This window comes from Bradyrhizobium sp. Ken64 (assembly GCF_055807555.1).
In genome coordinates, this window is the sequence record NZ_JBVVPA010000024.1 from 38,897 (window position 1) to 60,147 (window position 21,251).

Annotated in this window: 19 protein-coding genes; 11 read left to right on the plus strand and 8 right to left on the minus strand. The window is 65.7% G+C overall.

The window, feature by feature from the left end; genetic code table 11:
• Positions 1–138: 138 nt before the first annotated feature.
• Together AC0L2F_RS29865 and AC0L2F_RS29870 are read right to left on the minus strand one after the other, a co-directional pair.
• Complete coding sequence (locus AC0L2F_RS29865) at positions 139–1,221, minus strand: zinc-binding metallopeptidase family protein (protein WP_473250835.1); 1,083 nt, start codon at positions 1,219–1,221, stop codon at positions 139–141.
• Complete coding sequence (locus AC0L2F_RS29870; protein WP_473250836.1) at positions 1,218–1,436, minus strand: hypothetical protein; 219 nt, start codon at positions 1,434–1,436, stop codon at positions 1,218–1,220. Before AC0L2F_RS29870 ends, AC0L2F_RS29865 begins: the two co-directional genes overlap by 4 nt.
• Between AC0L2F_RS29870 and AC0L2F_RS29875 the strand changes: the two genes are divergently transcribed.
• The 3 genes from AC0L2F_RS29875 (at position 1,437) to AC0L2F_RS29885 (ending at position 5,788) form a co-directional block, all read left to right on the plus strand.
• Positions 1,437–3,914, plus strand: coding sequence for a hybrid sensor histidine kinase/response regulator (locus AC0L2F_RS29875; RefSeq protein WP_473250837.1), 2,478 nt, complete (start codon positions 1,437–1,439; stop codon positions 3,912–3,914). It abuts the gene before it with no gap.
• Between the two features lie 288 nt (positions 3,915–4,202).
• Entirely contained in the window at positions 4,203–5,453 is a 1,251-nt protein-coding gene (locus AC0L2F_RS29880) for an arsenic transporter (protein ID WP_473250838.1), read from the plus strand.
• A gap of 98 nt (positions 5,454–5,551) precedes the next feature.
• Entirely contained in the window at positions 5,552–5,788 is a 237-nt protein-coding gene (locus AC0L2F_RS29885) for a hypothetical protein (RefSeq protein ID WP_007611419.1), read from the plus strand.
• A 71-nt stretch (positions 5,789–5,859) separates the two neighbouring features.
• On the opposite strand, the gene AC0L2F_RS29890 is transcribed toward AC0L2F_RS29885, so the two are convergent.
• Positions 5,860–7,224, minus strand: a complete 1,365-nt coding sequence (locus AC0L2F_RS29890; protein WP_473250839.1) for an MFS transporter — start codon at positions 7,222–7,224, stop codon at positions 5,860–5,862.
• A 19-nt stretch (positions 7,225–7,243) separates the two neighbouring features.
• Positions 7,244–8,008 carry a GntR family transcriptional regulator gene (locus AC0L2F_RS29895; RefSeq protein ID WP_473250840.1) on the minus strand — a complete coding sequence of 255 codons (765 nt, stop codon included), beginning with the start codon at positions 8,006–8,008 and terminating at the stop codon, positions 7,244–7,246.
• A gap of 180 nt (positions 8,009–8,188) precedes the next feature.
• On the opposite strand from AC0L2F_RS29895, the gene AC0L2F_RS29900 reads away from it, so the two are divergent.
• From AC0L2F_RS29900 to AC0L2F_RS29910, 3 genes are read left to right on the plus strand one after another with little or no spacing between them, the layout of a single operon-like run.
• On the plus strand, positions 8,189–9,388 hold the full coding sequence (locus AC0L2F_RS29900; RefSeq protein ID WP_007611423.1) for a mandelate racemase/muconate lactonizing enzyme family protein: 1,200 nt from the start codon (positions 8,189–8,191) through the stop codon (positions 9,386–9,388).
• A gap of 12 nt (positions 9,389–9,400) precedes the next feature.
• Positions 9,401–10,168, plus strand: a complete 768-nt coding sequence (locus AC0L2F_RS29905; RefSeq protein ID WP_473250841.1) for an SDR family oxidoreductase — start codon at positions 9,401–9,403, stop codon at positions 10,166–10,168.
• Positions 10,169–10,194: 26 nt separating this feature from the next.
• Positions 10,195–11,226 carry an L-idonate 5-dehydrogenase gene (locus tag AC0L2F_RS29910; protein ID WP_007611425.1) on the plus strand — a complete coding sequence of 344 codons (1,032 nt, stop codon included), beginning with the start codon at positions 10,195–10,197 and terminating at the stop codon, positions 11,224–11,226.
• Positions 11,227–11,241: 15 nt separating this feature from the next.
• Here the strand turns inward: AC0L2F_RS29910 and AC0L2F_RS29915 are convergent, their stop codons facing one another.
• Complete coding sequence (locus AC0L2F_RS29915; protein ID WP_473250862.1) at positions 11,242–12,120, minus strand: DUF3280 domain-containing protein; 879 nt, start codon at positions 12,118–12,120, stop codon at positions 11,242–11,244.
• A 192-nt stretch (positions 12,121–12,312) separates the two neighbouring features.
• On the opposite strand from AC0L2F_RS29915, the gene AC0L2F_RS29920 reads away from it, so the two are divergent.
• Positions 12,313–13,698 (plus strand): HAMP domain-containing sensor histidine kinase, encoded by a 1,386-nt coding sequence (locus AC0L2F_RS29920; protein WP_473250842.1) that lies wholly within the window; start codon positions 12,313–12,315, stop codon positions 13,696–13,698.
• The gene (locus AC0L2F_RS29925; protein WP_473250843.1) at positions 13,695–14,357 is read left to right on the plus strand and encodes a response regulator; all 663 of its coding nucleotides are present in this window, start codon (positions 13,695–13,697) and stop codon (positions 14,355–14,357) included. The genes AC0L2F_RS29920 and AC0L2F_RS29925 overlap by 4 nt, the downstream gene beginning before the upstream one ends.
• A gap of 15 nt (positions 14,358–14,372) precedes the next feature.
• On the opposite strand, the gene AC0L2F_RS29930 is transcribed toward AC0L2F_RS29925, so the two are convergent.
• Positions 14,373–15,356, minus strand: coding sequence for a VOC family protein (locus tag AC0L2F_RS29930; RefSeq protein ID WP_473250844.1), 984 nt, complete (start codon positions 15,354–15,356; stop codon positions 14,373–14,375).
• Between the two features lie 147 nt (positions 15,357–15,503).
• Between AC0L2F_RS29930 and AC0L2F_RS29935 the strand changes: the two genes are divergently transcribed.
• The gene (locus AC0L2F_RS29935; RefSeq protein ID WP_473250845.1) at positions 15,504–16,292 is read left to right on the plus strand and encodes a DNA-binding transcriptional regulator; all 789 of its coding nucleotides are present in this window, start codon (positions 15,504–15,506) and stop codon (positions 16,290–16,292) included.
• Here AC0L2F_RS29935 and AC0L2F_RS29940 read toward each other — a convergent pair.
• Both AC0L2F_RS29940 and AC0L2F_RS29945 read right to left on the minus strand, forming a co-directional pair.
• Entirely contained in the window at positions 16,289–17,467 is a 1,179-nt protein-coding gene (locus AC0L2F_RS29940; protein WP_473250846.1) for a cytochrome P450, read from the minus strand. The two genes, AC0L2F_RS29935 and AC0L2F_RS29940, sit on opposite strands and share 4 nt — an antisense overlap.
• A gap of 33 nt (positions 17,468–17,500) precedes the next feature.
• Positions 17,501–18,649: an ABC transporter substrate-binding protein gene (locus AC0L2F_RS29945; protein ID WP_473250847.1), complete on the minus strand. Its 1,149-nt coding sequence runs from the start codon at positions 18,647–18,649 to the stop codon at positions 17,501–17,503.
• A 219-nt stretch (positions 18,650–18,868) separates the two neighbouring features.
• Between AC0L2F_RS29945 and mhpA the strand changes: the two genes are divergently transcribed.
• Both mhpA and AC0L2F_RS29955 read left to right on the plus strand, forming a co-directional pair.
• Positions 18,869–20,356, plus strand: a complete 1,488-nt coding sequence (gene mhpA / locus AC0L2F_RS29950; protein ID WP_473250848.1) for a bifunctional 3-(3-hydroxy-phenyl)propionate/3-hydroxycinnamic acid hydroxylase MhpA — start codon at positions 18,869–18,871, stop codon at positions 20,354–20,356.
• A 23-nt stretch (positions 20,357–20,379) separates the two neighbouring features.
• Positions 20,380–21,228, plus strand: coding sequence for a fumarylacetoacetate hydrolase family protein (locus AC0L2F_RS29955; RefSeq protein WP_063995986.1), 849 nt, complete (start codon positions 20,380–20,382; stop codon positions 21,226–21,228).
• The last annotated feature ends 23 nt before the right edge of the window (positions 21,229–21,251 follow it).

Sequence of the window (21,251 nt, forward strand, 5' to 3'; positions counted from 1 at the left end):
TGGAGCCTATGGGAGGGGCCGTGTGGCTCCCGTGGTACATCAAAATAGGCCGGAGGCAACGGTCAAAATCCGGCCCCTCTGGCGTACCAGCGCAAGACCGAAGCAAGACCGAAACGGGCCTGGCAGGCCCCGGACGGCCTACGGCTTCCCGGCCTTGGCGGCGTCCCGGACCAGGCCGTGAATGAAGCCGAGCTTGTCGACCACGACCGGCGAGAGGATGAACGGATAGAGGTCGCGCATGCCCATGGCGCGGTTGACGCTGTTCATGGCGAAGGTGAAAGGCAGCCATGCGTTGACGATGGCCTCGACGTCCCTCGCATCGTAAGGGTTGAAGCGGATACGCGTCGTCAACTCCCCGTCGCGGTCCACCTTGGGCCGCACCTCCATGCCGAACTCGCTAGCCATCTCCAGGGTGTCGACGATGTGAAGATAGTGCGCCCAGGTCTCGGCGAAATCTTCCCAGGGATGCGTGGTCGCGTAGGCTGAAACGTAGTTCTGCTGCCAGTCAGCCGGGGCGCCTTCGGCATAGTGGCGCTGCAAGGCCTGGCCGTAATCGGCGGAATCGTCGCCGAACACGGCGCGGCATTCGTCCAGCTTGCCGCCGTCGCGCACCAGTACATCCCAGAAATAGTGCCCGACCTCGTGGCGGAAATGCCCGAGCAGCGTCCGGTAGGGCTCGCCCATCTCCAGCCTGCGCCGCTCGCGCTCGATGTCGTCCGCCTCGGTCAGCGCGATCGTGATCAGGCCGTTGTCGTGGCCGGTCAGGACCTTCTGCCCGCTCTGCGGATCGTCGGCGAGGAAATTGAAGATCAGGCCATGTTCGGGATTGTCCTGCCGGGTCTGGAGCGGCAGCTTCCAGCGGATCAGGGAATAGAACAGCCGGTGCTTCGCCATCTCCAGCTCGCGCCAGCCGGCGAGTTGCGCCGGATCCGACAGATCCGGCACGACGCCGTTATGGCGGCAGGCGCGGCAATAGCCGGTGGTATCGCCCGCATCCGTCAGCCAGTTGCATGCATCATGCTCGGCATTGCTGCAGAGCATGCGACTTTCGCCCTTGGTAGCCAGCGTCCGCCAGGCCCCACCTTGACTCTCTCCGTCGGGCTCGATCGCCGACATCGTCTCCTTCTCCGGCAGGAACGCGACCCGATGGCCGCAGCGTTCGCAGGCGCGGTTCTCGAAATAGAGCACGTTGCCGCAGGCCTGGCAGACAAAAAGCTTCAAGATTTAGCCTCTTCGGAAAGGGAGCTTTTGGGAATGAAAGTTGTAGCGCCCCGGAGATACGCGCCCGGAAGGCTCATCGTTCCAAGGTTCGGAACAAATAGCCAGACCCGGCGTTCGTTCATGCCCACCACACTGCATTCGGCGACGTCTTTCTTTCCATATTTCCTTTGAGCAATGGCCATCACGCTTCGTCTGTGTGAATATCGGTCGGCCATGTGCGCTCCTGCATCACAACGGCCACCGCCTTGAACGATCCTTTGCCCGAGACCTTCGCCGCCGAAAGGCTGCGCCAGCACCTGGAAGACGTCGCACGCGAGCGCGACAACGCCTATCGCGCGCTCCAGGAGCGCGAAGCCGAGCTTGCGCGCATCCAGCGCATCGGCAAGGTCGGCGGTCTCGAAGTCGACTTCCGCGAAGGCTTCAAGAACCGCCGTTCGCCGGAATATCTGATGCTCCACGGCCTGCCGCCGGAAGCCGCCGACGAGTCGCACGAGGACTGGGTCAATCGCATTCATCCCGACGAGCGCGACGCTGCGGTGAAGCACTTCATCGACGCACTGTCCGGCACCAGCGAGGACTACACCGCCGAATACCGCATCATCCGCCCTAACGACGGCGAGACCCGCTGGATCCGCGTCGTCGCCAAGATCGAGCGCGACACGGATGGCCGTGCCCTCCGCCTCGTCGGCGCCCATATCGACGTCACCGACCAGATGCTGGTGCGCGAGACCCTGCGCGAGAGCGAGGAGCGCTTCCGGCTGATCGCCAACAGCGCGCCGGTGCCGATCTGGGTCACGAAACTCGACCGCACACGGTCCTTTGCCAACCAGGCCTATGTCGATTTCGTCGGCCTGCCCTACGACCAGGCCATTGCCTTCGACTGGCGCAAGGTGCTGCATCCGGACGACCTGCCGCACGTGCTGCAGCAATCCGTTCAGGGCGAAGCATCGCTCAAACCGTTCGTGCTGGAAGCCCGCTACAAGAACGCCGCCGGCGAATGGCGCTGGCTGCGTTCGGAATCACAGCCGCGCTGGGACCCGACCGGCCGGCATATCGGCTTCATCGGCGTTGCCCATGACATCACGGTGGCCAAGCAGGCCGAGATCGAGCTCCGGCAGCTCAATGAGACGCTGGAAGAACGCATCGTCGAGCGCACCGCCGAGCTCGAATCCAACGAGGCGCGGCTGCGCGCGATCCTGGAGACCAGCAACCAGTATCAGGGCCTCGTCAATCTCAGGGGCGAGTTGCTTTACGCCAACAAGAACGCACTCGACGGCATCAAGGCGAGCCCCGCGGACGTGATCGGAAAGCCGCTGTGGCAGACGCCCTGGTTCAGCGCGACGGAGGGCATGAGCGCGCTGGTGCGCGAGGCCTTCGACACCGTGCTCAAGGGCGAAGCCGTGCGGCTGGAGATGCGCCTGCGCCTTCCCATCGGCGAGCGCGATTTCGAGTTCGGCATGCGCCCGGTGCTCGACCGCCACGGCAACATCACCGGCGCGGTGCCCGAGGCTGTCGACATCACCGAACGCCGCCGCGGCGAGGAAGCGTTGCGGCAATCGCAGAAGATGGAGGCGATCGGCCAGCTCACCGGCGGCGTCGCGCACGACTTCAACAATCTGCTCACCATCATCCGCTCGGCCACCGATTTCCTGCGCCGCCGCGAGCTGCCGGAGGAGCGCCGCCGCCGTTATGTCGATGCCATCTCCGACACCGTCGAGCGTGCCTCCAAGCTGACCGCCCAGCTGCTGGCCTTCGCGCGCCGGCAGCCGCTGAAACCGCAGATCTTCAACGTCGCCAGCCAGGTTGAAGGCGTCGCGCAACTGGTGCGGCCGCTGGTCGGTGGCCGCATCGACATCGCGGTGGAGGTTCACGATGGCGACTGCTTCACGGTCGCCGATATCGCGCAGTTCGAGACCGCGCTGATCAACCTCGCGATCAACGCACGCGACGCCATGGACGGCGAAGGCCGCCTTACGATAGCGGTCCGGAAAGTTCAGGGCATCCCCAACCTGCGAGCGCAATCGGCGCGCGGCGGCGACTATGTCGCGATCTCGGTCGCCGACACCGGCAGCGGCATCGCGCCGGAAAACATCGAGGCCATCTTCGAGCCGTTCTTCACCACCAAGGAGGTCGGCAAGGGCACCGGCCTCGGCCTGAGCCAGGCCTTCGGCTTCGCAAAGCAGTCCGAGGGCGACATCGCCGTGACGAGCACGCTTGGTGAAGGCGCGACCTTCACCATCTATCTGCCGCAGGCGCAAAGCCCCGCCACGGAACAGGAAGCGGCGGCGCTGACCTATGAGGCCGCGGCCACCGGGCGCGGCTATCGCGTGCTCGTGGTGGAAGACGACGACGAGGTCGGCCGGTTCTCCACGGAGTTGCTGGAAGACCTCGGCTATGTCGTCCGCCGTGCCGCCAACGCCAATGCGGCGCTCGCCATCCTCGGCGAGAACGAGTTCGCCGTCGACCTCGTCTTCTCCGACGTCATCATGCCCGGCATGAACGGCGTCGAGCTCGCCGGCATCATCCGCGAACGCTATCCGGGCCTGCCCGTCGTGCTCACCTCTGGTTACAGCAACGTTCTCGCCGAGAACGCCGATCGCGGTTTCGAGCTGATCCAGAAGCCGTATTCGGTCGAAGCGCTGTCGCGCATCTTGCGCAAGGCGATCACGGCAAAGCCGTCGATGGCGCGGTGAGAGTGAACATCGCGAGACGCCTCCACAGATTCCGTCATTGCGAGGAGCCCTTGCGACGAAGCAATCCAGAACTCGCTCCGCGGAGACAGTCTGGATCGCTTCGCTCCGCTCGCAATGACGACGCTATCGCGCCGCCCCAACCCAACAGGCTTTGAACAAAATCATAGACCGAAACTCGGCACCGAGACGCGGCAGATCGCAGACGGCGGTCCGCGCCCGCGGGGGAAGACAGCGGCGGCGGCTTCCGCTATCGCTGCCGAATGAACCGACACATCCTAGGGATCGAACGTGCCGTCTGACGCCATCCTGGCCTGGAGCATCATCGTCGCCGCGACCGCAGGCGTCATTATCCGGCCCTTTCGCCTGCCGGAGGCGATCTGGGCCGTCATCGGCGCCAGTGCGCTCCTGCTGCTCGGCCTGCTGCCGTGGCGGGATGCGCTCACCGGCATCGAGAAAGGCGTGGATGTCTATCTCTTCCTGATCGGCATGATGCTGATCGCCGAACTGGCGCGGCTCGAAGGCCTCTTCGACTACCTCGCAGCGCTCGCCGTGGAATATGCCGGCGGCTCGCCGCAGCGGCTGTTCCTGCTGATCTACATCGTCGGCACGCTCGTCACCGTCCTGCTCTCGAACGACGCCACCGCGATCGTGCTGACGCCCGCCGTCTATGCCGCGACGCGCGCGGCCGGCGCCAAGCCGCTGCCGTATCTGTTCGTCTGCGCCTTCATCGCCAACGCCGCGAGCTTCGTGCTGCCGATCTCCAATCCGGCCAATCTGGTCGTGTTCGGGGCCCACATGCCTGCGCTCACCGAATGGCTGCGCCTGTTCGCCCTGCCCTCGGCGGCCTCGATCCTTCTGACCTATGTCGTGCTGCGCCTGACCCAGCACCGCGCCCTGAAGGAAGAGACGATCGCAAGCAGCGTGCCGCATCCAAAGCTCGGCCGCGGCGGCAAGCTGACGGCCATCGGCATCGTGGCGATCGGCATCGTGCTGGTCACGGCCTCCGCGTTGGACAAGGAGTTGGGCCTGCCGACCTTCGTTTGCGGCGTGGTGACAGCCGCAATCGTGCTGCTGCTCAACCGGCAATCGCCGCTCCCCGTGCTGCGCGGCGTCTCCTGGAGCGTGCTGCCGCTGGTCGGCGGCCTGTTCGTGATGGTGGAAGCGCTGATCAAGACGGGCGTGATCGGGCAGCTCAGCGCGCTGCTGCATGAAGCCGTCGGGCAATCCGTGACGAAGGCGGCGTGGAGCGTCGGCATCGCCACCGCGGTCGCCGACAACATCGCGAACAATCTTCCCGTCGGCCTCGTTGCCGGCTCGGTTGCCGCCAGCGATCACTTGCCCGCGCCGGTCGTGAGCGCCATCCTGATCGGCGTCGATCTCGGGCCCAATCTGTCGGTAACCGGTTCGCTCGCCACCATCCTGTGGCTGGTGGCGCTGCGGCGGGAGAAGATCGAAGTCGGCGCCTGGCCGTTCCTGAAGCTCGGACTGCTGGTGACGCCGCCCGCCTTGATCGCGGCGCTGGCAGCCGCGATCCGGTAATCGCGCGCAATTTGCGGCGCATCAATGTCGCCGCTGACGTTGGGCCTATACTGCACCTCGTCGCGCGGCCTGATACCGCGCGGCAAGGAAGGTTCATCATGCAGATCCAGTCGAAGGCATTGCCGCAGAGCTTCTCCCTGCGCCGCACGTTTCAAGGCTTCACCACAGCGGACCAAGGCCGGGGCGAAACATCCCACCCGCTATTGGTCTTTTCGGTCGTGGTGCTGCTGACCCTGTTCGCCATCGTGGAGATCGACCTGCACAGCGCACAGCTTCAGGCCATCGGCCTGCTCAGCCATGGCGCCGGGATCGATTCCATCTTCCTGAGCCCGTAGCCGTTCGCGCCGGCGCGTCCACGGGAAAAGCCCGATCGCGGCCACCACGGCCGCGACCGGGTCACGCATCGTCAATCGTTCTCGTAGCCGTAGACTTCCGGCAGGATAAAGATTGCGGCGAGCAATCCGATCAGCGGGAAGATCGCGACCATCAGCGTGGCATTCGCCTGCCCAATCGCGGCGAACACCGTCGGGAACAGGAAGATTGCCAGGAACGACGGCAGCTTCACGAACATGTAAGCGAAGCCGCTGGCGGTGCCGCGATATTTCGGCTTGGCGACCATGGTCGGGATCGTCATGCAGTTCGACGCATCCCAATAATGGCCCCACAGCATCGCGGCGGCCGCGAACGGCAGCAGGATCTTGTTGTCGGTGTAGAGCGCGAAAGCCGCGACCAGCAGCGAGACCAGCACGATCGAGAAGCCCGCGATCGAGATGCCGCGGTGACCGATCTTGGGCGTCAGCAGCGGACCGACCCAGCCCGACACGGCGGCGAAGGAGAATAGCGCCATCGTCACCAGATTGATGCCGAGCACGCTCGACACGCCGACCATCACAAAGAGCACCGGCAGGTAGAACGCGAAGGTCGAGAACTCGCTGGCCTGTGCGAAGCAGGCGATCCAGCCATAAATCGTGGCGCGCCAGCGGATCGGATCCTTCTTGAGGTCGGCGAGGAACGCACGGGTGGAGACCTTTGGCATCTCCACGTCATGGTCCGGCAGCATGGCGAGATCATCGTTGAACATCTCGCGCGCGACCTGCTTGGCCTCGCGGTAGCGTCCCTTCTGCACCAGCCACACAGCCGTCTCAGGCACGTCGTGCCGCATGATCAGGATGATCAGCGCCGGCAACGCGCCAAGGCCGAGCGTCACCCGCCACAGCGTCTCGTGGTGAATGTCGAACAGCAGGAAGATCACGATGACGCCGATCGTCAGGACCTCGCCGACCGCGAACATGAACTGCCAGCGGTTACCCATGACCTCGCGCTCACCCTTGGCCATGGATTCCATGATGTAGGTGTAGCCGGTCGAGATGTCCGAACCGAGCGGTATGCCGAGCAGGAAGCGGATCACGACGAGCCAGCCGACGCTGGGCACGAAGGCCTGCGCCAGCGCCAGCACGATGAACATCACCATCGTCACCAGGAACATGACGCGGCGGCCGATCTTGTCGGAAAGCCAGCCGCCGAGCAGTGCGCCGATCATGGCGCCGCCTTGCGTACCTGCCGCGGCCAGGCCCAGCATCAGCGGATCGGGATTGTACTGCTCCTTGATGAAGATCAGCACGAAGGCGATCGAATAGAGATCCCAGGCTTCGACCAGGATCGAGGCCATCATCAGCCAGCCGACCTTGTTGCCCTTGGGGCTGTAGTTCGTGATGAGGTAGCGGACCGCGGCTTCGCTCGCGGTCGGTTGTGGCATCGCCATCGTCGACATCTTTGGTCCTCCTGAACTTTTACGTGCCGAGCAGCGGCTCGATGCTGCAATCGAGCAGGCGCGGGTCGATCCCCACCTCCATGCCGGTGAACATCTCGCCCATGTAGTCGATCAGTGCATCGCTCGCCTTCACCGCGTCCTCGACGCGGCGGCTGGCGACCGCATTAAGAATAGCCAGATGATGATCGATTGTTCCTGAAAGCTCGGCCTGTCCCGGCATGAAACGGTGGTGGATGTAGCCGATGCGCCGGTACAGCGTGTGCAACGGCCGCAGCGTGTGCACCAGAAACGGTTCGCCTGCCGCCTCCAGCACCAGCGCGTCGATGCGGCGGTCGATGTGGTTGAACTCGTCGAGGGTCAGATTGGCGCGGCGCTCGCGCAGAAGGCGCTCGATGTGCAGCGCCTGATTGCGGTGCGAAAGGCTGGCGCGGTCGGCCGCAAGCCGGATCACGAAGCGCTCCATGTCGCGGCGCAAAGCCAGCAGCATGCGCTCGCGTGCCAGATCGATCGGCGCAATGCGAAGACCGTGACGCGGACGGATGATGATCAACGTATCGGCGGAGAGACGATTGACGGCGTGATGAACCGGCGTGCGGCCGAATCCGGTGATGTGCTGCAATTCAAGCATCGTCATGAACTGGCCGGGCTTGAGCTCGCAATGGACGAGCAGCTCTTCGATCCTCTGATAGGCCAGCTCGAAGAAGTTGAGACGGTTGCGCCGGGAGGGCTTGCCCTCGGCATCGTCGTTCCTCACCACCCCGAGCGCGCGCTTGCGCGTTGCCATGTCGTCTCTCCCCTCAGCCCGCGCCGTCGTTGCAGGGCGGCGCCTTGTTGGTGATATCCCTAAAACATGTTGTGATATATTACAAGCGAGCGTAAGACTTGGCATGCGCCCGCACCATGTTGCGGTGCGGAATGACAACAAGACGGCGCTGCGCGCGCCTGCGATGGGAGGAGTATTGCCGTGAAGATCACGTCGATCGAGACGCTGCGCACCGAAGAATTCTCCAACGTCATCTGGGTGCGCGTCCACACCGACACGGGCATGATCGGTCTCGGTGAAACCTTCTACGGCGCCGGCGCGGTCGAGGCCCAGATCCACGACACCTTTGCCGGCCGCCTGCTCGGCCGCAACCCGCTGCACATCGAGGCGATCCACCGCGATATGCTGAACCTGCCGATGGCGCAGTCGTCCACCGGCGTCGAATATCGCGCGGCGTCGGCAATCGACATCGCGCTATGGGACCTGTTCGGAAAGGTCTGCAATCAGCCGGTGCACCAGATGCTCGGCGGCCTCTGCCGCGACAAGCAGCGCATCTACAACACCTGCGCCGGCACCCAATATGTCCGCTCGACCAATATTAGCCCGGTCGCGAACTGGAATCTTGGCGCTGCCAAGGGGCCCTATGAGGATCTCGATGGCTTCATGCACCACGCCGATGCGCTTGCCGAAAACCTGCTGGAGAGCGGCATCTCGGCGATGAAGATCTGGCCGTTCGATCCGGCGGCGCAGGAGAACAAGGGCCTGTACATCACGGCCGCCCAGATGAAGCACGCGATCGAGCCGTTCGAGAAAATCCGCAAGGCCGTCGGCGACAAGATGGAGATCATGGTCGAGCTCCATTCGCTGTGGAACCTGCCCACCGCAAAACAGATCGCGCGCGCGCTCGAGCCCTACAAGCCGACCTGGTACGAAGACCCGATCCGGATGAACTCGCCGCAGGCGCTGGCCGAATATGCCCGCTGCACCGACGTCTGGGTCTGCGCCAGCGAGACGCTCGGCTCGCGCTTCCCCTACAAGGACATGCTCGACCGCGACGCCATGCACGTGGTGATGGCGGATCTGTGCTGGACCGGCGGCCTCACCGAGGGCCGCAAGATCGCGGCGATGGCCGAGACCTATCACCGGCCCTTCGCACCGCACGACTGCATCGGCCCGATCGGCTTCATCGCCGCCATCCACATGTCGTTCAGCCAGCCCAACACCCTGATCCAGGAATCGGTGCGCGCCTTCTACAAGGGCTGGTACAATGAGCTCGTCACCACCATGCCCACGATCAAAGATGGTTTCGTCTATCCGATGGAAGGCCCCGGCCTCGGCGTCGACCTTCTGCCCGCCGTATTCGACCGTTCCGATTTGACCGTGCGCCGTTCCAACGTGTGAGGATATTTTGAGATGAGCACCGCCCTCTTCGACCTTTCCGGCCACACCGCGCTCGTGACCGGCTCCTCCCGCGGCCTTGGCCGCGCCATCGCCGAGGGCATGGCCAAGGCCGGCGCCAGGATCATCGTCAACGGCGTCGATCCGAAGCGCGTCGAGCAGGCCGTCGCGGAGTTTCGCGCCGCCGGCCACCAGGCGGAGGGTGCTGCTTTCAACGTCACCGACGAGCCCGCGATCGTCGCCGCCTTCAACGACTTCGACAACAAGGGTATCGCGGTCGACATCCTCGTCAACAATGCCGGCATCCAGCACCGCAAGCCGCTGGTGGAGTTCACCACCGACGAGTGGCGCAAGGTGATCGAGACCAACCTCACCAGCGCCTTCGTGATCGGCCGCGAGGCGGCCAAGCGCATGATCCCGCGCAAGCACGGCAAGATCATCAATATCGGCTCGCTCGGCAGCGAGCTCGCGCGTCCCACGATTGCGCCCTACACCGCCGCCAAGGGCGGCATCAAGAACCTGACCCGCTCGATGGCAGTGGAATGGGCCCAGCACGGCATCCAGGCCAACGCGATCGGCCCCGGCTACATGCTAACCGACATGAACGAGGCGCTGGTCAACAATACCGACTTCAACACCTGGCTGATGGGCCGCGTTCCCTCCAAGCGCTGGGGCCGACCGGACGAGCTGGTGGGCGCTGCGATCTTCCTGGCGTCGGATGCCTCGACCTATGTCAACGGCCAGATCATCTATGTCGATGGCGGCATGATCGCCGCGATGTGAGCCGCGAAACGCTGAGGGAGCCCACCATGCGCGCCGTCGTCATTCACGCACCGAAAGATCTGCGGATCGACCTCTATCCCGATGCAGCGCCCGGTCCGGGTGAAGTCCGCGTCAAGATCGCGAACGGCGGCATCTGCGGGTCCGATCTGCACTATTATCATCACGGCGGCTTCGGCGTCGTGCGGATCCAGCAGCCGATGGCGCTGGGGCACGAGATCGCCGGCGTGGTCGCGGCCGTCGGTGACGGCGTCGCCAACGTGAAGCCGGGCACCCGCGTCGCAGTCAATCCGAGCAAGCCGTGCGGCCAGTGCCTGCATTGCCAGGAAGGCATGCGCAACCAGTGCCTCGACATGCGCTTCCTTGGCAGCGCGATGCGCTTTCCCCATGTGCAGGGCGGCTTTCGCGAATTCATCACGGTCGATGCGGCGCAGGCCGTTCCGATCGCCGACAAGCTGTCGCTGGCGGAAGCCGCGGTCGCCGAGCCGCTCGCGGTGTGCCTGCATGCCGGCAAGCAGGCCGGGCCCTTGCTCGGCAAGCGCGTGCTGATCACCGGCTGCGGCCCGATCGGCGCGCTGATGATTTTGGTCTCGCGCTTCGGCGGCGCGGCCGAGATCGTGGTCACCGATGTCGCGGAGGCGCCGCTTGCCGTCGCCAGAAAGCTCGGCGCCACTCACGCCATCAATGTCGCGGCCGACGCCACGGCGCTCGATCCCTGGCGCACCGGCAAAGGCGTGTTCGACACGCTGTTCGAGGCCTCCGGCAACCAGGCCGCACTCCGCACCGCCCTCGACGTGCTCAGGCCCGGTGCCACGCTGGTGCAGCTCGGCCTCGGCGGCGAGATGACGCTGCCGATCAACTCCATCGTCGCCAAGGAATTGCAGCTGCGCGGCACCTTCCGCTTCGATCCCGAATTCGAGCTGGCGGTGCGGCTGATGGGCGAAGGCCTGATCGACGTCAAGCCGCTGATCACGGCGACCATGCCGTTCGAGAACGCGGTCGCGGCGTTCGAGCTCGCCAGCGACCGCTCGCAGTCGATGAAGGTGCAGCTGACGTTCTGAGGCCGCGCCTGAGGCCTATTGCTGCGGCTGGTTCTCGATCATGCGATCACTGACCAGCCGCACCGCGCCCCGTTTCCAGGAATAGTCCGCGCCCAGGCGCAGGCCGCTGTCGCCGCGTGCGAGCACCGCGCCGGTCCTGGCATCGCGCACCTGGAAGCCGAGCGTATATTCGGTACGGCTGACCCGCCGCACTACCCCGATCAGCGACTGATCCGCACCGAGCCCTTGCGCAATCGCCGCTTCGCAGCCGCCGCAGTCGCGCAAAGCGTGCGCCTTCACCGCCTTCTCGTTCGCGCTGCCGACATCGACGAGGCGGTAGCGGCCGGATCGGCCGAGGGCGTCGCGAACACTCCCGCTCACTTCGGCCAGATATGACGCATCTGATGTGGCCGACGCGCCAGCCGAAGCGGCGGTCGTATCCTCCAGTTCGAAATCGAACACGGCCATTGCAATCGGCGCGGGCGTGGCGAGTGCGGCCATGATCTCGCGCGACACGAAGATCTCGGCACGCTGCCATGATTCATCATTGTCGCCACGGAAGGTGTAGAGCTTGTCCATCACGATCTTTTTGGCGCCGACGTCGATCACGGCGACCTTGGCCCATTGTACCAGCGTGCTCGTTTTCTGGATGCCGCCGATGACCTTGAACGCCGCGCCGTCCTGGGCCGACGGCACGAGCCGGTAGCGCCGGTCTTCGCCGATGTCTTGCCGGAGCGCGGCCATGAAGGCCGCCAGCCGTCGCTCGTGGGCGGCGGTCTGGTTGGCGGGTTCAGCCGACGTATCGGTATAACTGAAATCGTCCATGGCGACGCCGATGGCGGTTTCGGCAAGCGCATAAGACGCCGGGAGGACGACAAGGAGACAGACTGACAGGATCAACCGGCGGAGGTGCATAAATGTGCCTCGTGTGACGGAGCGGCGCGCCAATCTGGACGGCGACATCAGGCCATGCAGCGGCGCCGGTCCCGGCGATGGCCGGGAAAATTTCACGACGGTGCACCGCACTGGCGCCTGGCGGCTTTGCGCCGGATGCGTTCTGCCGTCTAATGCTGTCGCGACAAACCCGTTCGCACCAGGTGCCCGCCGATGTGGAACCGCCCGAGGTTCGATCTCAAAGTCCGACTGACGCTGCGCGTGGCCGCGATATCGGCCGCCTGCTTCGCAGCCATCTCCGCCTACTTCCTGATTACGGCCGACCGCGCGGCGCATGCGCGCCTCGACGATATCGCCGCCATCGTGGCCAAAACGCTGGAGCTGCAGCAGGGCAAGATCCAGTGGGTGGCCAGCCCGCGCTCGGACTTTCCCAACCTCGACCCCGTTTCGGCCTATGTGATGACGCCCGGCCTCTGCCTGGCGTTCCGCGGCACGAGCGGCGACACCCTCCAGCGTTTCTGCAGCGGCGCGCCCGCCCCGGCGAACCCGCCGCCGCAAGCCTTCACGGCCTTCTATCGCAGCTTGTTCGACCCCGGCCGCGAAGCGGCACGGCCTGTGATCGTGCGCGGAGCGAAGCTCGGCGACGCCGTGGTCTCGGTCGAGCCGGCCGTGCAGACCGCGGAGGCCTGGCACGAGGCCGGCCGCCTGATGCTGGCGCTGGCGATCGCGCTGCCGCTGCTCTGCGGGCTGGTCTACGCCGCGCTGGCACGCGCGCTGCGCCCCACCCGCATGATCCGCACCGGCCTCGAGCGGATCGCCGCCAACGACCTCACCACGCGGCTGCCGCCGTTCGACCTTGCCGAGCTCTCCGCGATCCGCGACGGCTTCAACCATCTCGCCGAAAGCCTCGAGACTGCGCTTGCCGAACGCAGCGAGCTGACGCGGAAGCTGATCGCGCTCCAGGACGAGGAGCGCCGCCATCTCGCGCGCGAGCTGCATGACGAGTTCGGCCAGTCGCTCGCCGCAATCCGCGCGCTCGCCTCCTCTGCCCGCCAGACCGCCGCGCAGGACTGCCCTTCCCTGCTTGGCGAATGCGACGGCATCGCGCGGACCGCAACCGGCATGATGGAGACGTTGCGCGGCACATTGTTCCGGCTGCGGCCGCCCGATGTCGAGGAACTCGGGCTCGTCGCCAGCCTCGAAGGCCTCGTCGCGGGCTGGAACGGGCGCAGCCGCGGCGAGACGCGTTTCTCGATCCGGTTCGACGGCGCATTCGAGACCCTGCCCGCCACGATCAGCGCCAGCCTCTACCGGATCGTGCAGGAGGCGCTCACCAACGCCGCCAAGCATGCCGTCGCCACGCGGGTCAGCCTGGAATTGACGATGGGGGCCGGCGAGATCGCGCTTGCGATCGACGATGACGGACGCGCGAGCGATCCCGCCGCGAAATCCGGAATGGGCCTGCTCGGCATGCGCGAACGGGTTGCAGCCTTGCGCGGCCAGTTGAGCTTCGAGGCCGCGCCGAACGGCGGCTCCGCACTGCGCGTGGTCATTCCGCTCGCAGCCGCCGATCGGCCGCCGCTGGAGCATGCCGCATGAGGGCGGCCGATGCGACCATTCTGCTGGTCGACGACCATTCCGTCGTCCGCGAGGGCTATCGCTCCGTGCTCCAGAAGCAGCCGGGATTGCGCGTCATCGCCGAAGCCGCCGACGGCGCCGAGGCCTACCGTCTCTACAAATCGGAGGCACCCGACCTCGTCATCATGGACCTGAGCATGCCCGGCATCGGCGGCATCGAGGCGGTCAGGCGCATCAGGCAATGGGACAAGGGCGCGAGGATCCTGGTCTTCACCATGCACGAGAATGCCGGCTTTGCCGTGCAGGCGATCCGCGCCGGCGCCAGGGGCTACGTCACCAAGACCAGCCCGCCGGAGACGCTGGTGCGCGCCGTGATGGACGTGCTCGCCGGCAAGATCGCGATCAGCCCCGACATCGACCATGAGCTCGCGTTGAGCCGGCTCGCCGGGGAAAGCTCTGCCGCCGACGTCCTCACGCCGCGCGAGTTCGAGGTGCTGCGGCTGCTGCTCGCCGAAAACACGACAGAGGAGATCGCCGAGACGCTCCATGTCAGCCCGAAGACGGTGGCGAACCTGCATTCCATGATCAAGGACAAGCTCGGCGTCGGCTCCGACATCGAGCTGGTCCGGCTGGCGCTGCGCCAGGGAATCTTGACGGAGGTCGATCTCGGCGAGGCCTGATCGTGTCCGCTCCGGTTACTCCCGCGCCACCACCGAATCCAGCCACGCACAATTCAGTGGGGGCACGCGGGGATCGGCCACACGGACGCCGCGCGACGCTGCATCCAATCTCATGTCGCGCAGGCGCTTGCGCTGCTCCTCGGGCATGTAGAGCCGCTCGTGGCCCCACAGCGACGGGCCGTCAAAGGTTTCGTGTGGCTGCCAGGTTTCCGGATCGATCACACGAGCGCCCCAGCCATATTCGATGAAGAAGCCGGACGGCGTGTTCACGTAGAACGAGGTCATGTGATCGTTCGTATGCCGTCCAAGCGTGTAGGCGATGCGGCCGTCGTCCAGCTGCGCGAGGTCGTAGCCCTGCCCGACATCATCGAGGCTGCCAAGTTCGACCATGAAATGGTGCAGCGCTTTCCGCCCTGAGCCAACCATTGCAAAGGAGTGGTGACGGCCGTTGACGTGGAAGAAATAGAGCCCGTAGGGCTTGAGGCCGAAATCGGAAACCTGAAAGCCGAGCACGTCGCGATAGAACGGCACCAGCAGTTCGACATCCTCGACGTTGAGCACGACGTGCCCCATGCCGAGCGCACCGGTGCGGAAGCCGGAGATTGGCCGCCCAGGCTTGAACGGCTCGGTCGCAAGCTCCGGTTCGCAGAAGGCCTCGAGCCGGTTGCCGGCGGGATCGCTGAACACGACCAGCTCGGCCACATGCCGCTCGTCGGCCAGCGCGCGCGAGCCGCGGGTCACCTTCACGCCATGGCTTTCCAGACGGCCGGCGAGACGGTCGATGTCCGAGGCCGAGGGAACCTCCCATCCCATCACCGCGAGCCCGGCATCGCTGCTGCCGTCGATGACCAGGCGCTGCTTGTGGTCATCCATGCGGAAGGCGCGCATCTTGCCGCCGCGATCGACCTGCTGCATGCCGAGCAGCTCGGTCGCCATCCGACCCCACTGATCGAGCTGGGATGAATTGATCCCGATATAGCCGAGCGCGGTGATTTCCATCGAATTCCTCCCGAGGACATCGCGTCCGCCGCACTGCGGCGAACTTGATACCGGCCGCGCGCGATCCTACGGTGGCGTCCCGCGATCGCTTCGCGTTCGCAAAGACGATAAGCGCGGGGCCGCCGGCCACAAGGGAGGAAATGCGAAGTGTCCAAGGAGCGGACGAACGGTCAGCCGCGGCAGTCTGAAGGCGTCCGCGCCTTCAAGCGTGGGCTGGACGTGCTGCACGAAGTCAACCGCTCCGGCGGCATTCGCGCCGGCGACGTGGCCCGCGCGCTCGACCTGCCTCGCCCGACCGTCTACCGCCTGCTCGAGACACTGGAGGAACTCGGCTATGTCGCTCGAAGTGCCAGCGACGACCGCTTTCGCGTCACCCGCCTCGCACTCAGCCTCGGCGATGGCTACGACCCTGGCGTGGTGATTTGCCAAGCAGCGGCGCCCTACCTCGCCGAGCTCAGCAAGACCCTGGTCTGGCCGGTCGATCTTTCAACGTATGAGAACGCCGCGATGGTGGTCCAGGAGACCACGCATTCGCGCAGCCCGCTCTCCATCGACCGCGGCATGATCGGCAAGCGCCTGCCGATGCTGCGGACCTCTGCGGGCCGCGCCTATCTCGCCGCCTGCCCCGCGCGCGAGCGCGACCTGATCGTCAACCATCTGCGCCGGATCGACGAGGCCGACGACCGCCCCTTCCTCGAGGCCGGACGCCTCGGCCGAATGATCGCCGAGACGCAGGCGCGCGGATACGCGATCCGCAGCGAGGGCGAATACAATCCGAAGACGGCCTCGATCGCCGTCCCCATCGTCCGTGACGGCGCCGTGTTCGGCTGCATCTCGATCATCTGGATCCGCTCCGCGTTGGGGATCGAGGAGGCGGTCGCGCAATTCGTGTCATTGCTGGGTGAGACCGCCTCCGCAATTCCAGTCAGCCCTTAGGCCACGCGAACCGGCAGCGAGGCGAGCCCGCGCAGCACGTTGTTGAGCGCCAGCACGGGCTCGCCGATGTCGAAACGCGCCACCTTCTCCACCAGCACCTCCAGCAGCGCGGTCATTTCCAGCCGGGCCAGGTGCAGGCCCGCGCACATATGCGTGCCGTTGCCGAAGCCGAGATGATCGCTGGCGCGGCGGCGCAAGTCGAAGCGCTCCGGGTCCTGCCATTTCCGTTCGTCGCGATTGGCCGAAGCATAGAGCAGCAGCACCCGGTTTCCGGCGGGAATGACGGCTTCCCCGATCTTTGTATCGGCGGCCAGGTAACGGGTGAAGCCGCGGATCGGCGTTTCCAGCCGCAACGCCTCGTTAATCGCATTCGGGATGAGCGCGGGGTCCTGACGCACCAGGTCCCACTGCTCGGGATGCCGCCCAAACAGCAGGATCAGGTTCGTGGTGGCGAAGATCGTGGTGTCGAGGCTCGGCCCCAGATAGTCGCGCATCAGGACCGGACATCGCTCCGGCTCGACCTCGCCGCGATCGCCAGCCTCGAAAATCCGCTCACCCCAACTGCCCGGCCGCAACCGCTCGCGGATCGCAGCGCCGCCGAGATAGCCCCGCATCTCCTGCACGTCCGTCATGGCCGCGCAGGCGCGCTCGTTCATGGCACCGAGCACGTTGAACGTCGCGGCCGCCCAACGCAGCATGCTGCCGCGGCCATGGTCCTCGAGCCCAACCAGCTTCGAGACGATGGTGAGCGGCAGATGCCGCGCCAGATCCGCCACCGCGTCGAACTGCCCGCGCCTCACGAGGCCGTCGACCAACTGCCTCGCCTCGGCGCGAATCTGAGGACCGATCTCCTCCAGCGCCCGCGGCAGCATCGGCGCGGCGATGATCGCCCGCAACCGGTCGTGCAGCGGCGCGTCACTCGCAAGCGTGGTGCCTTTCGACATTTCGTTGACCGCCGCGTTGGCGGCGACCCCCTCGGCTGACGAGAACGAGCCGGGATTGCGCAATGCCGCGCGAACATCCTCGAACCGCCCGAGTGCGTAGAGGCCGTTGCGCGGCAGCCAGACCACGGCGCCCAGCTCGCGCAATGCGCGATAGTGCGGATACGGATCGCGAAGCACGTCGTCGTCGTAGAGATCGACGTCATAGGCCGGGCAGTTCGTTACGGTCGACATCCTCCGCGCTCCTTCCAAATCGCGACCGTCACCTCAGCGCACGGCAATCCACTCGCCGTTCTCGAGCTTGCCCAGCGTCAGCGCCGTCTGGTCCAGACCGGTGTGATCGTCAGGGCCGTAATTGTAGACGCCACGCGAGCCGGCGACGCCCTTGAGGCCCTCGATTGCACCACGCAGCGCTTCACGGAACTCCGCCGTGCCCGGTTCTGCGACCTTGAGCGCGGCGGGCGCGGCCTGCTCGATCAGGATCAATGCATCATAGGCACTGCCGGCGAAAATATTGCGGCTGCCGGCGCCGAACCTGCTCTCGTACCGTCGAATGAATTCGAGCGCAGCCTTCTTCGCGGGATACTCGTCCGGGAAGGATGCTGCACCGACAGCGGGACTGAGCGGCACCAACAAGCCGTTGCCCTGCGCGCCGGTCAGCTTGCGAAAGTCACCGAACGTCGCGCCGAGCGTCCCGTAGATCTGCCCAGTAAACCCCTTCTCGCGCAATTGCAGCAGCGGAAGCGCCGCCGGCGCGCCGGAGGCGGCGATCAACACAGCATCGGGTGCCGCCGCGATGATCTTGAGGATTTGCCCGACCACCGTGGTATCGGTTCGCGCATATTTCTCGTCGGCGACGAGCGCGATGCCGGCGGCTGCAGACATCTGGGCACTGACCTTGCTCCAGGCGTCGCCATAGGAATCGCCAAAGCCGATCAGCGCCAGCTTCTTGACTCCGGTCTTTTTCATGTTCGCAAACAACGGAGTCGCTTCGTGGTCGTCATTGGTCGTGGTCTTGAAGATCCAGCGACGCCGTGCGTCGACCGGCGCGACCAGCGCATTGACGGGGGCGAGCGTGATCACCGGCAGCTTGTATTCGACCGCGGGGTCGATGGCGGCGAACGAGCCCGGCGTGGTGGTCGGGCCAATCAGGATGTCGATGCTGCTCTCCTGAAACAGCTTGCGCAGCGCCGCCACCGCCGCAGTGCTGTCGGATGCCTCGTCGAGGAAGAGATAGTCGACCTTCTTGCCGGCGATTTCGGCGGGGCCAAAAGCGGTGCCGTTACGTTCGGCATTGCCGATCGCGGCCGCCGGCCCGGTGGCGGACAGGATGATCCCGACCTTGATATCGGCCGCAACAGCCGGCGACGCGAACATTTGCAGCGCAACACACACGCTCAGCACGGATCGCAGCATCACCATTTCTCCCCTTGGCCGCTCTCGGGCGGCCCGCGCTTCCTTTTCATTGTCCCTAGCCAAACGACGCCGCCGCGCGTAGCGCCATCACCAAGGTGTCCGGCTGGCGGACAGCTCGGCATCTGCCTCGGATGGCCGACCAGCCGGCATCCGTCCGCTGGGCGGACACTTGGCGCGGCGGTGTTGAAGCGACGCGGCGCCATGGGGAAGAAATATCCCATGCAAGATAAATCCACCCTCGAGCTCTTCGACGTCGTGATCGTCGGCCGCGGCCCGGTCGGCGCCACGCTCGCCAACCTGCTTGGCCTGTGCGGCGTGCGGACGCTGGTGCTGGAGCGCGAGGCGCGGACCTATCATCTGCCGCGCGCGGTGCATTTCGACGACGAATGCATGCGGGTGTTCCAGACCATCGGCCTCGCCGAGGCGATCCTGCCGCACGTCATCCTCAGCCCCGGCATGCTCTTTCTCGACGCCGACGGCAAAATGCTGCTGGACTGGTCGCGGCCACAGACATTGACGCCGATGGGATGGAATCTCAGCTATCGCTTCCACCAGCCCGAGCTGGAGGACGTGCTGATCGCCGGCCTTTCGCGCTGGCCGCACGTCGCCTTGCGCAACCGCTGCGACGTGTTCGCGCTGGATCAGGACGAGACCGGCGTGCGCGTTCGCTACGAGGACCTTTCCAACGGGACGCTCAGCGAAGTCCGTGCGCGCTATGTCGTCGGTAGCGACGGTGCCCGCTCGCTGGTGCGCCGCTTCATCGGCTCCGGCATGGACGACCTCGGCTTTCACGAGCGCTGGCTCGTGATCGACGTGCTGCTCAAGCGCGACCGCAACGATCTCGGCGACTACAGTATCCAGCATTGCGATCCGCGCCGGCCGGCGACCTATGTTCGCGGCACCGGCACGCGTCGGCGCTGGGAGATCACGGTCCTCCCCGGCGAAGACTCCCAGGAGGTCGCGCAGCCGGCAAAGGTCTGGGAGCTGCTGTCGCGCTGGATCACGCCCGACGATGCCGAGCTGGAGCGCGCCGCGGTCTATACTTTTCATTCCGTCATCGCCCAGCAATGGCGCAGCGGACGGCTGCTGCTGGCGGGCGATTCCGCGCACCAGACCCCGCCATTCCTCGGCCAGGGCATGTGTGCCGGCATCCGCGATGCCGCCAACCTCGCCTGGAAGCTGGCGGCGGTCCTGCACGGACGGGCGGAGGCAGATCTGCTCGACACCTATCAGAGCGAGCGCCAGCCCCACGTGCGCCAATTCATCGAACTTGCCATCCGCCTCGGCGGCGTCATCAACACCAAGGCGATCGAAGCGGGCCTGGCCGCCGGCGAAGCGCGCGAGAACGCACCGGTCAAGCTGGAGGTGAAGAAACCCCTGCTCGGCCCCGGGCTCGCGCTCGGCGACCTGCCGTTGGCCGGGCATCTTGCGCCGCAATTCGAATTGAAGGACGGCCGCCGCAGCGACGACATGGTCGGCTACGGCGATGTTCTCCTCGTCGAAAACGCGGCTGCGCTGCCACCGGGAATCAAGATCCTGACCAGCGACGAGTCCAACGGCGTGGGACGCTGGCTGCGCGAGCACGGCATCATCGCCGCGCTCGTCCGCCCCGACCGTTACGTCCGTGGCGCCGCCCGCAACACCGGCGAGCTTGCCCGTCTCATCGCCGCCATCACGCCTTCAACCCACGTGCCGTCCGCGGCCTGACCGACGTCTCTCGAGGATATCTCATGAAGCTGCTCTCTTTCATCGCCGACGGACGCCCCTCGTTCGGAGCCGTCAAGGACAATGGCGTGGTCGATCTCGGCACGCGTATGGCGCCCTGCACCACGCTGCGACAGGTACTCGAAGCCGGTCGGGTTGCAGAAGCGACAAAGCTGGTCGCGTCGACTGCGCCCGATCATGCCCTCGACCGGATCAGTTTTGCCCCCGTCATCCCCGATCCCGGCAAAATCATCTGCGTCGGCCTCAACTATCGCGACCATGTCGCCGAAACCGGCCGGACCGTCACCGAGAAGCCAGCCCTGTTCGTGCGCTTCCCTTGCAGCCAGGTCGGCCATCTCCAGCCGATCGTGAAGCCGAAGGTCAGCGACGATTTCGACTATGAGGGTGAGCTGGCGCTCGTCATCGGCAAGCAAGGCCGTCACATCCCTGCGAGCAGCGCGCTCGACCATATCGCCGGCTATTCCTGCTACAACGAAGGCAGCATCCGCGACTGGCAGCGCCACACCAGCCAATTCCTTTCCGGCAAGACCTTTGCGGAAAGCGGCAGCTTCGGCCCGTGGCTGGTGACGGCGGACGAAATTCCGGATCCGTCGAAACTCTCTCTGCAGACGCGCCTGAACGGCACTGTAGTGCAGGACACCACGACCGATCTCCTGATCACCGCCATCCCCGAATTGATCGCCTACATCTCCACGATCTGCCCGCTCGCCCCCGGCGATGTCATCATCACAGGCACGCCCGGCGGGGTCGGCGCCAAGCGCACGCCGCCGCTATGGATGCGCCCCGGCGACACCGTCGAGGTCGAAATCTCCGGCATCGGCATTTTGCGCAACAAGGTCATCGCCGAAGCGTGAGTGCCGATTCATCGGCATGGGGC

Bases quoted from the DNA above. Each gene is read 5' to 3' on its own strand.
- AC0L2F_RS29870 (WP_473250836.1), bottom strand. From the start codon at position 1,436: ATGGCCGACCGATATTCACACAGACGAAGCGTGATGGCCATTGCTCAA.
- AC0L2F_RS29885 (WP_007611419.1), top strand. From the start codon at position 5,552: ATGCAGATCCAGTCGAAGGCATTGCCGCAGAGCTTCTCCCTGCGCCGC.
- AC0L2F_RS29890 (WP_473250839.1), bottom strand. From the start codon at position 7,224: ATGTCGACGATGGCGATGCCACAACCGACCGCGAGCGAAGCCGCGGTC.
- AC0L2F_RS29895 (WP_473250840.1), bottom strand. From the start codon at position 8,008: ATGGCAACGCGCAAGCGCGCGCTCGGGGTGGTGAGGAACGACGATGCC.
- AC0L2F_RS29905 (WP_473250841.1), top strand. From the start codon at position 9,401: ATGAGCACCGCCCTCTTCGACCTTTCCGGCCACACCGCGCTCGTGACC.
- AC0L2F_RS29910 (WP_007611425.1), top strand. From the start codon at position 10,195: ATGCGCGCCGTCGTCATTCACGCACCGAAAGATCTGCGGATCGACCTC.
- AC0L2F_RS29915 (WP_473250862.1), bottom strand. From the start codon at position 12,120: ATGCACCTCCGCCGGTTGATCCTGTCAGTCTGTCTCCTTGTCGTCCTC.
- AC0L2F_RS29920 (WP_473250842.1), top strand. From the start codon at position 12,313: ATGTGGAACCGCCCGAGGTTCGATCTCAAAGTCCGACTGACGCTGCGC.
- AC0L2F_RS29925 (WP_473250843.1), top strand. From the start codon at position 13,695: ATGAGGGCGGCCGATGCGACCATTCTGCTGGTCGACGACCATTCCGTC.
- AC0L2F_RS29930 (WP_473250844.1), bottom strand. From the start codon at position 15,356: ATGGAAATCACCGCGCTCGGCTATATCGGGATCAATTCATCCCAGCTC.
- AC0L2F_RS29940 (WP_473250846.1), bottom strand. From the start codon at position 17,467: ATGTCGACCGTAACGAACTGCCCGGCCTATGACGTCGATCTCTACGAC.
- AC0L2F_RS29945 (WP_473250847.1), bottom strand. From the start codon at position 18,649: ATGCTGCGATCCGTGCTGAGCGTGTGTGTTGCGCTGCAAATGTTCGCG.
- mhpA (WP_473250848.1), top strand. From the start codon at position 18,869: ATGCAAGATAAATCCACCCTCGAGCTCTTCGACGTCGTGATCGTCGGC.
- AC0L2F_RS29955 (WP_063995986.1), top strand. From the start codon at position 20,380: ATGAAGCTGCTCTCTTTCATCGCCGACGGACGCCCCTCGTTCGGAGCC.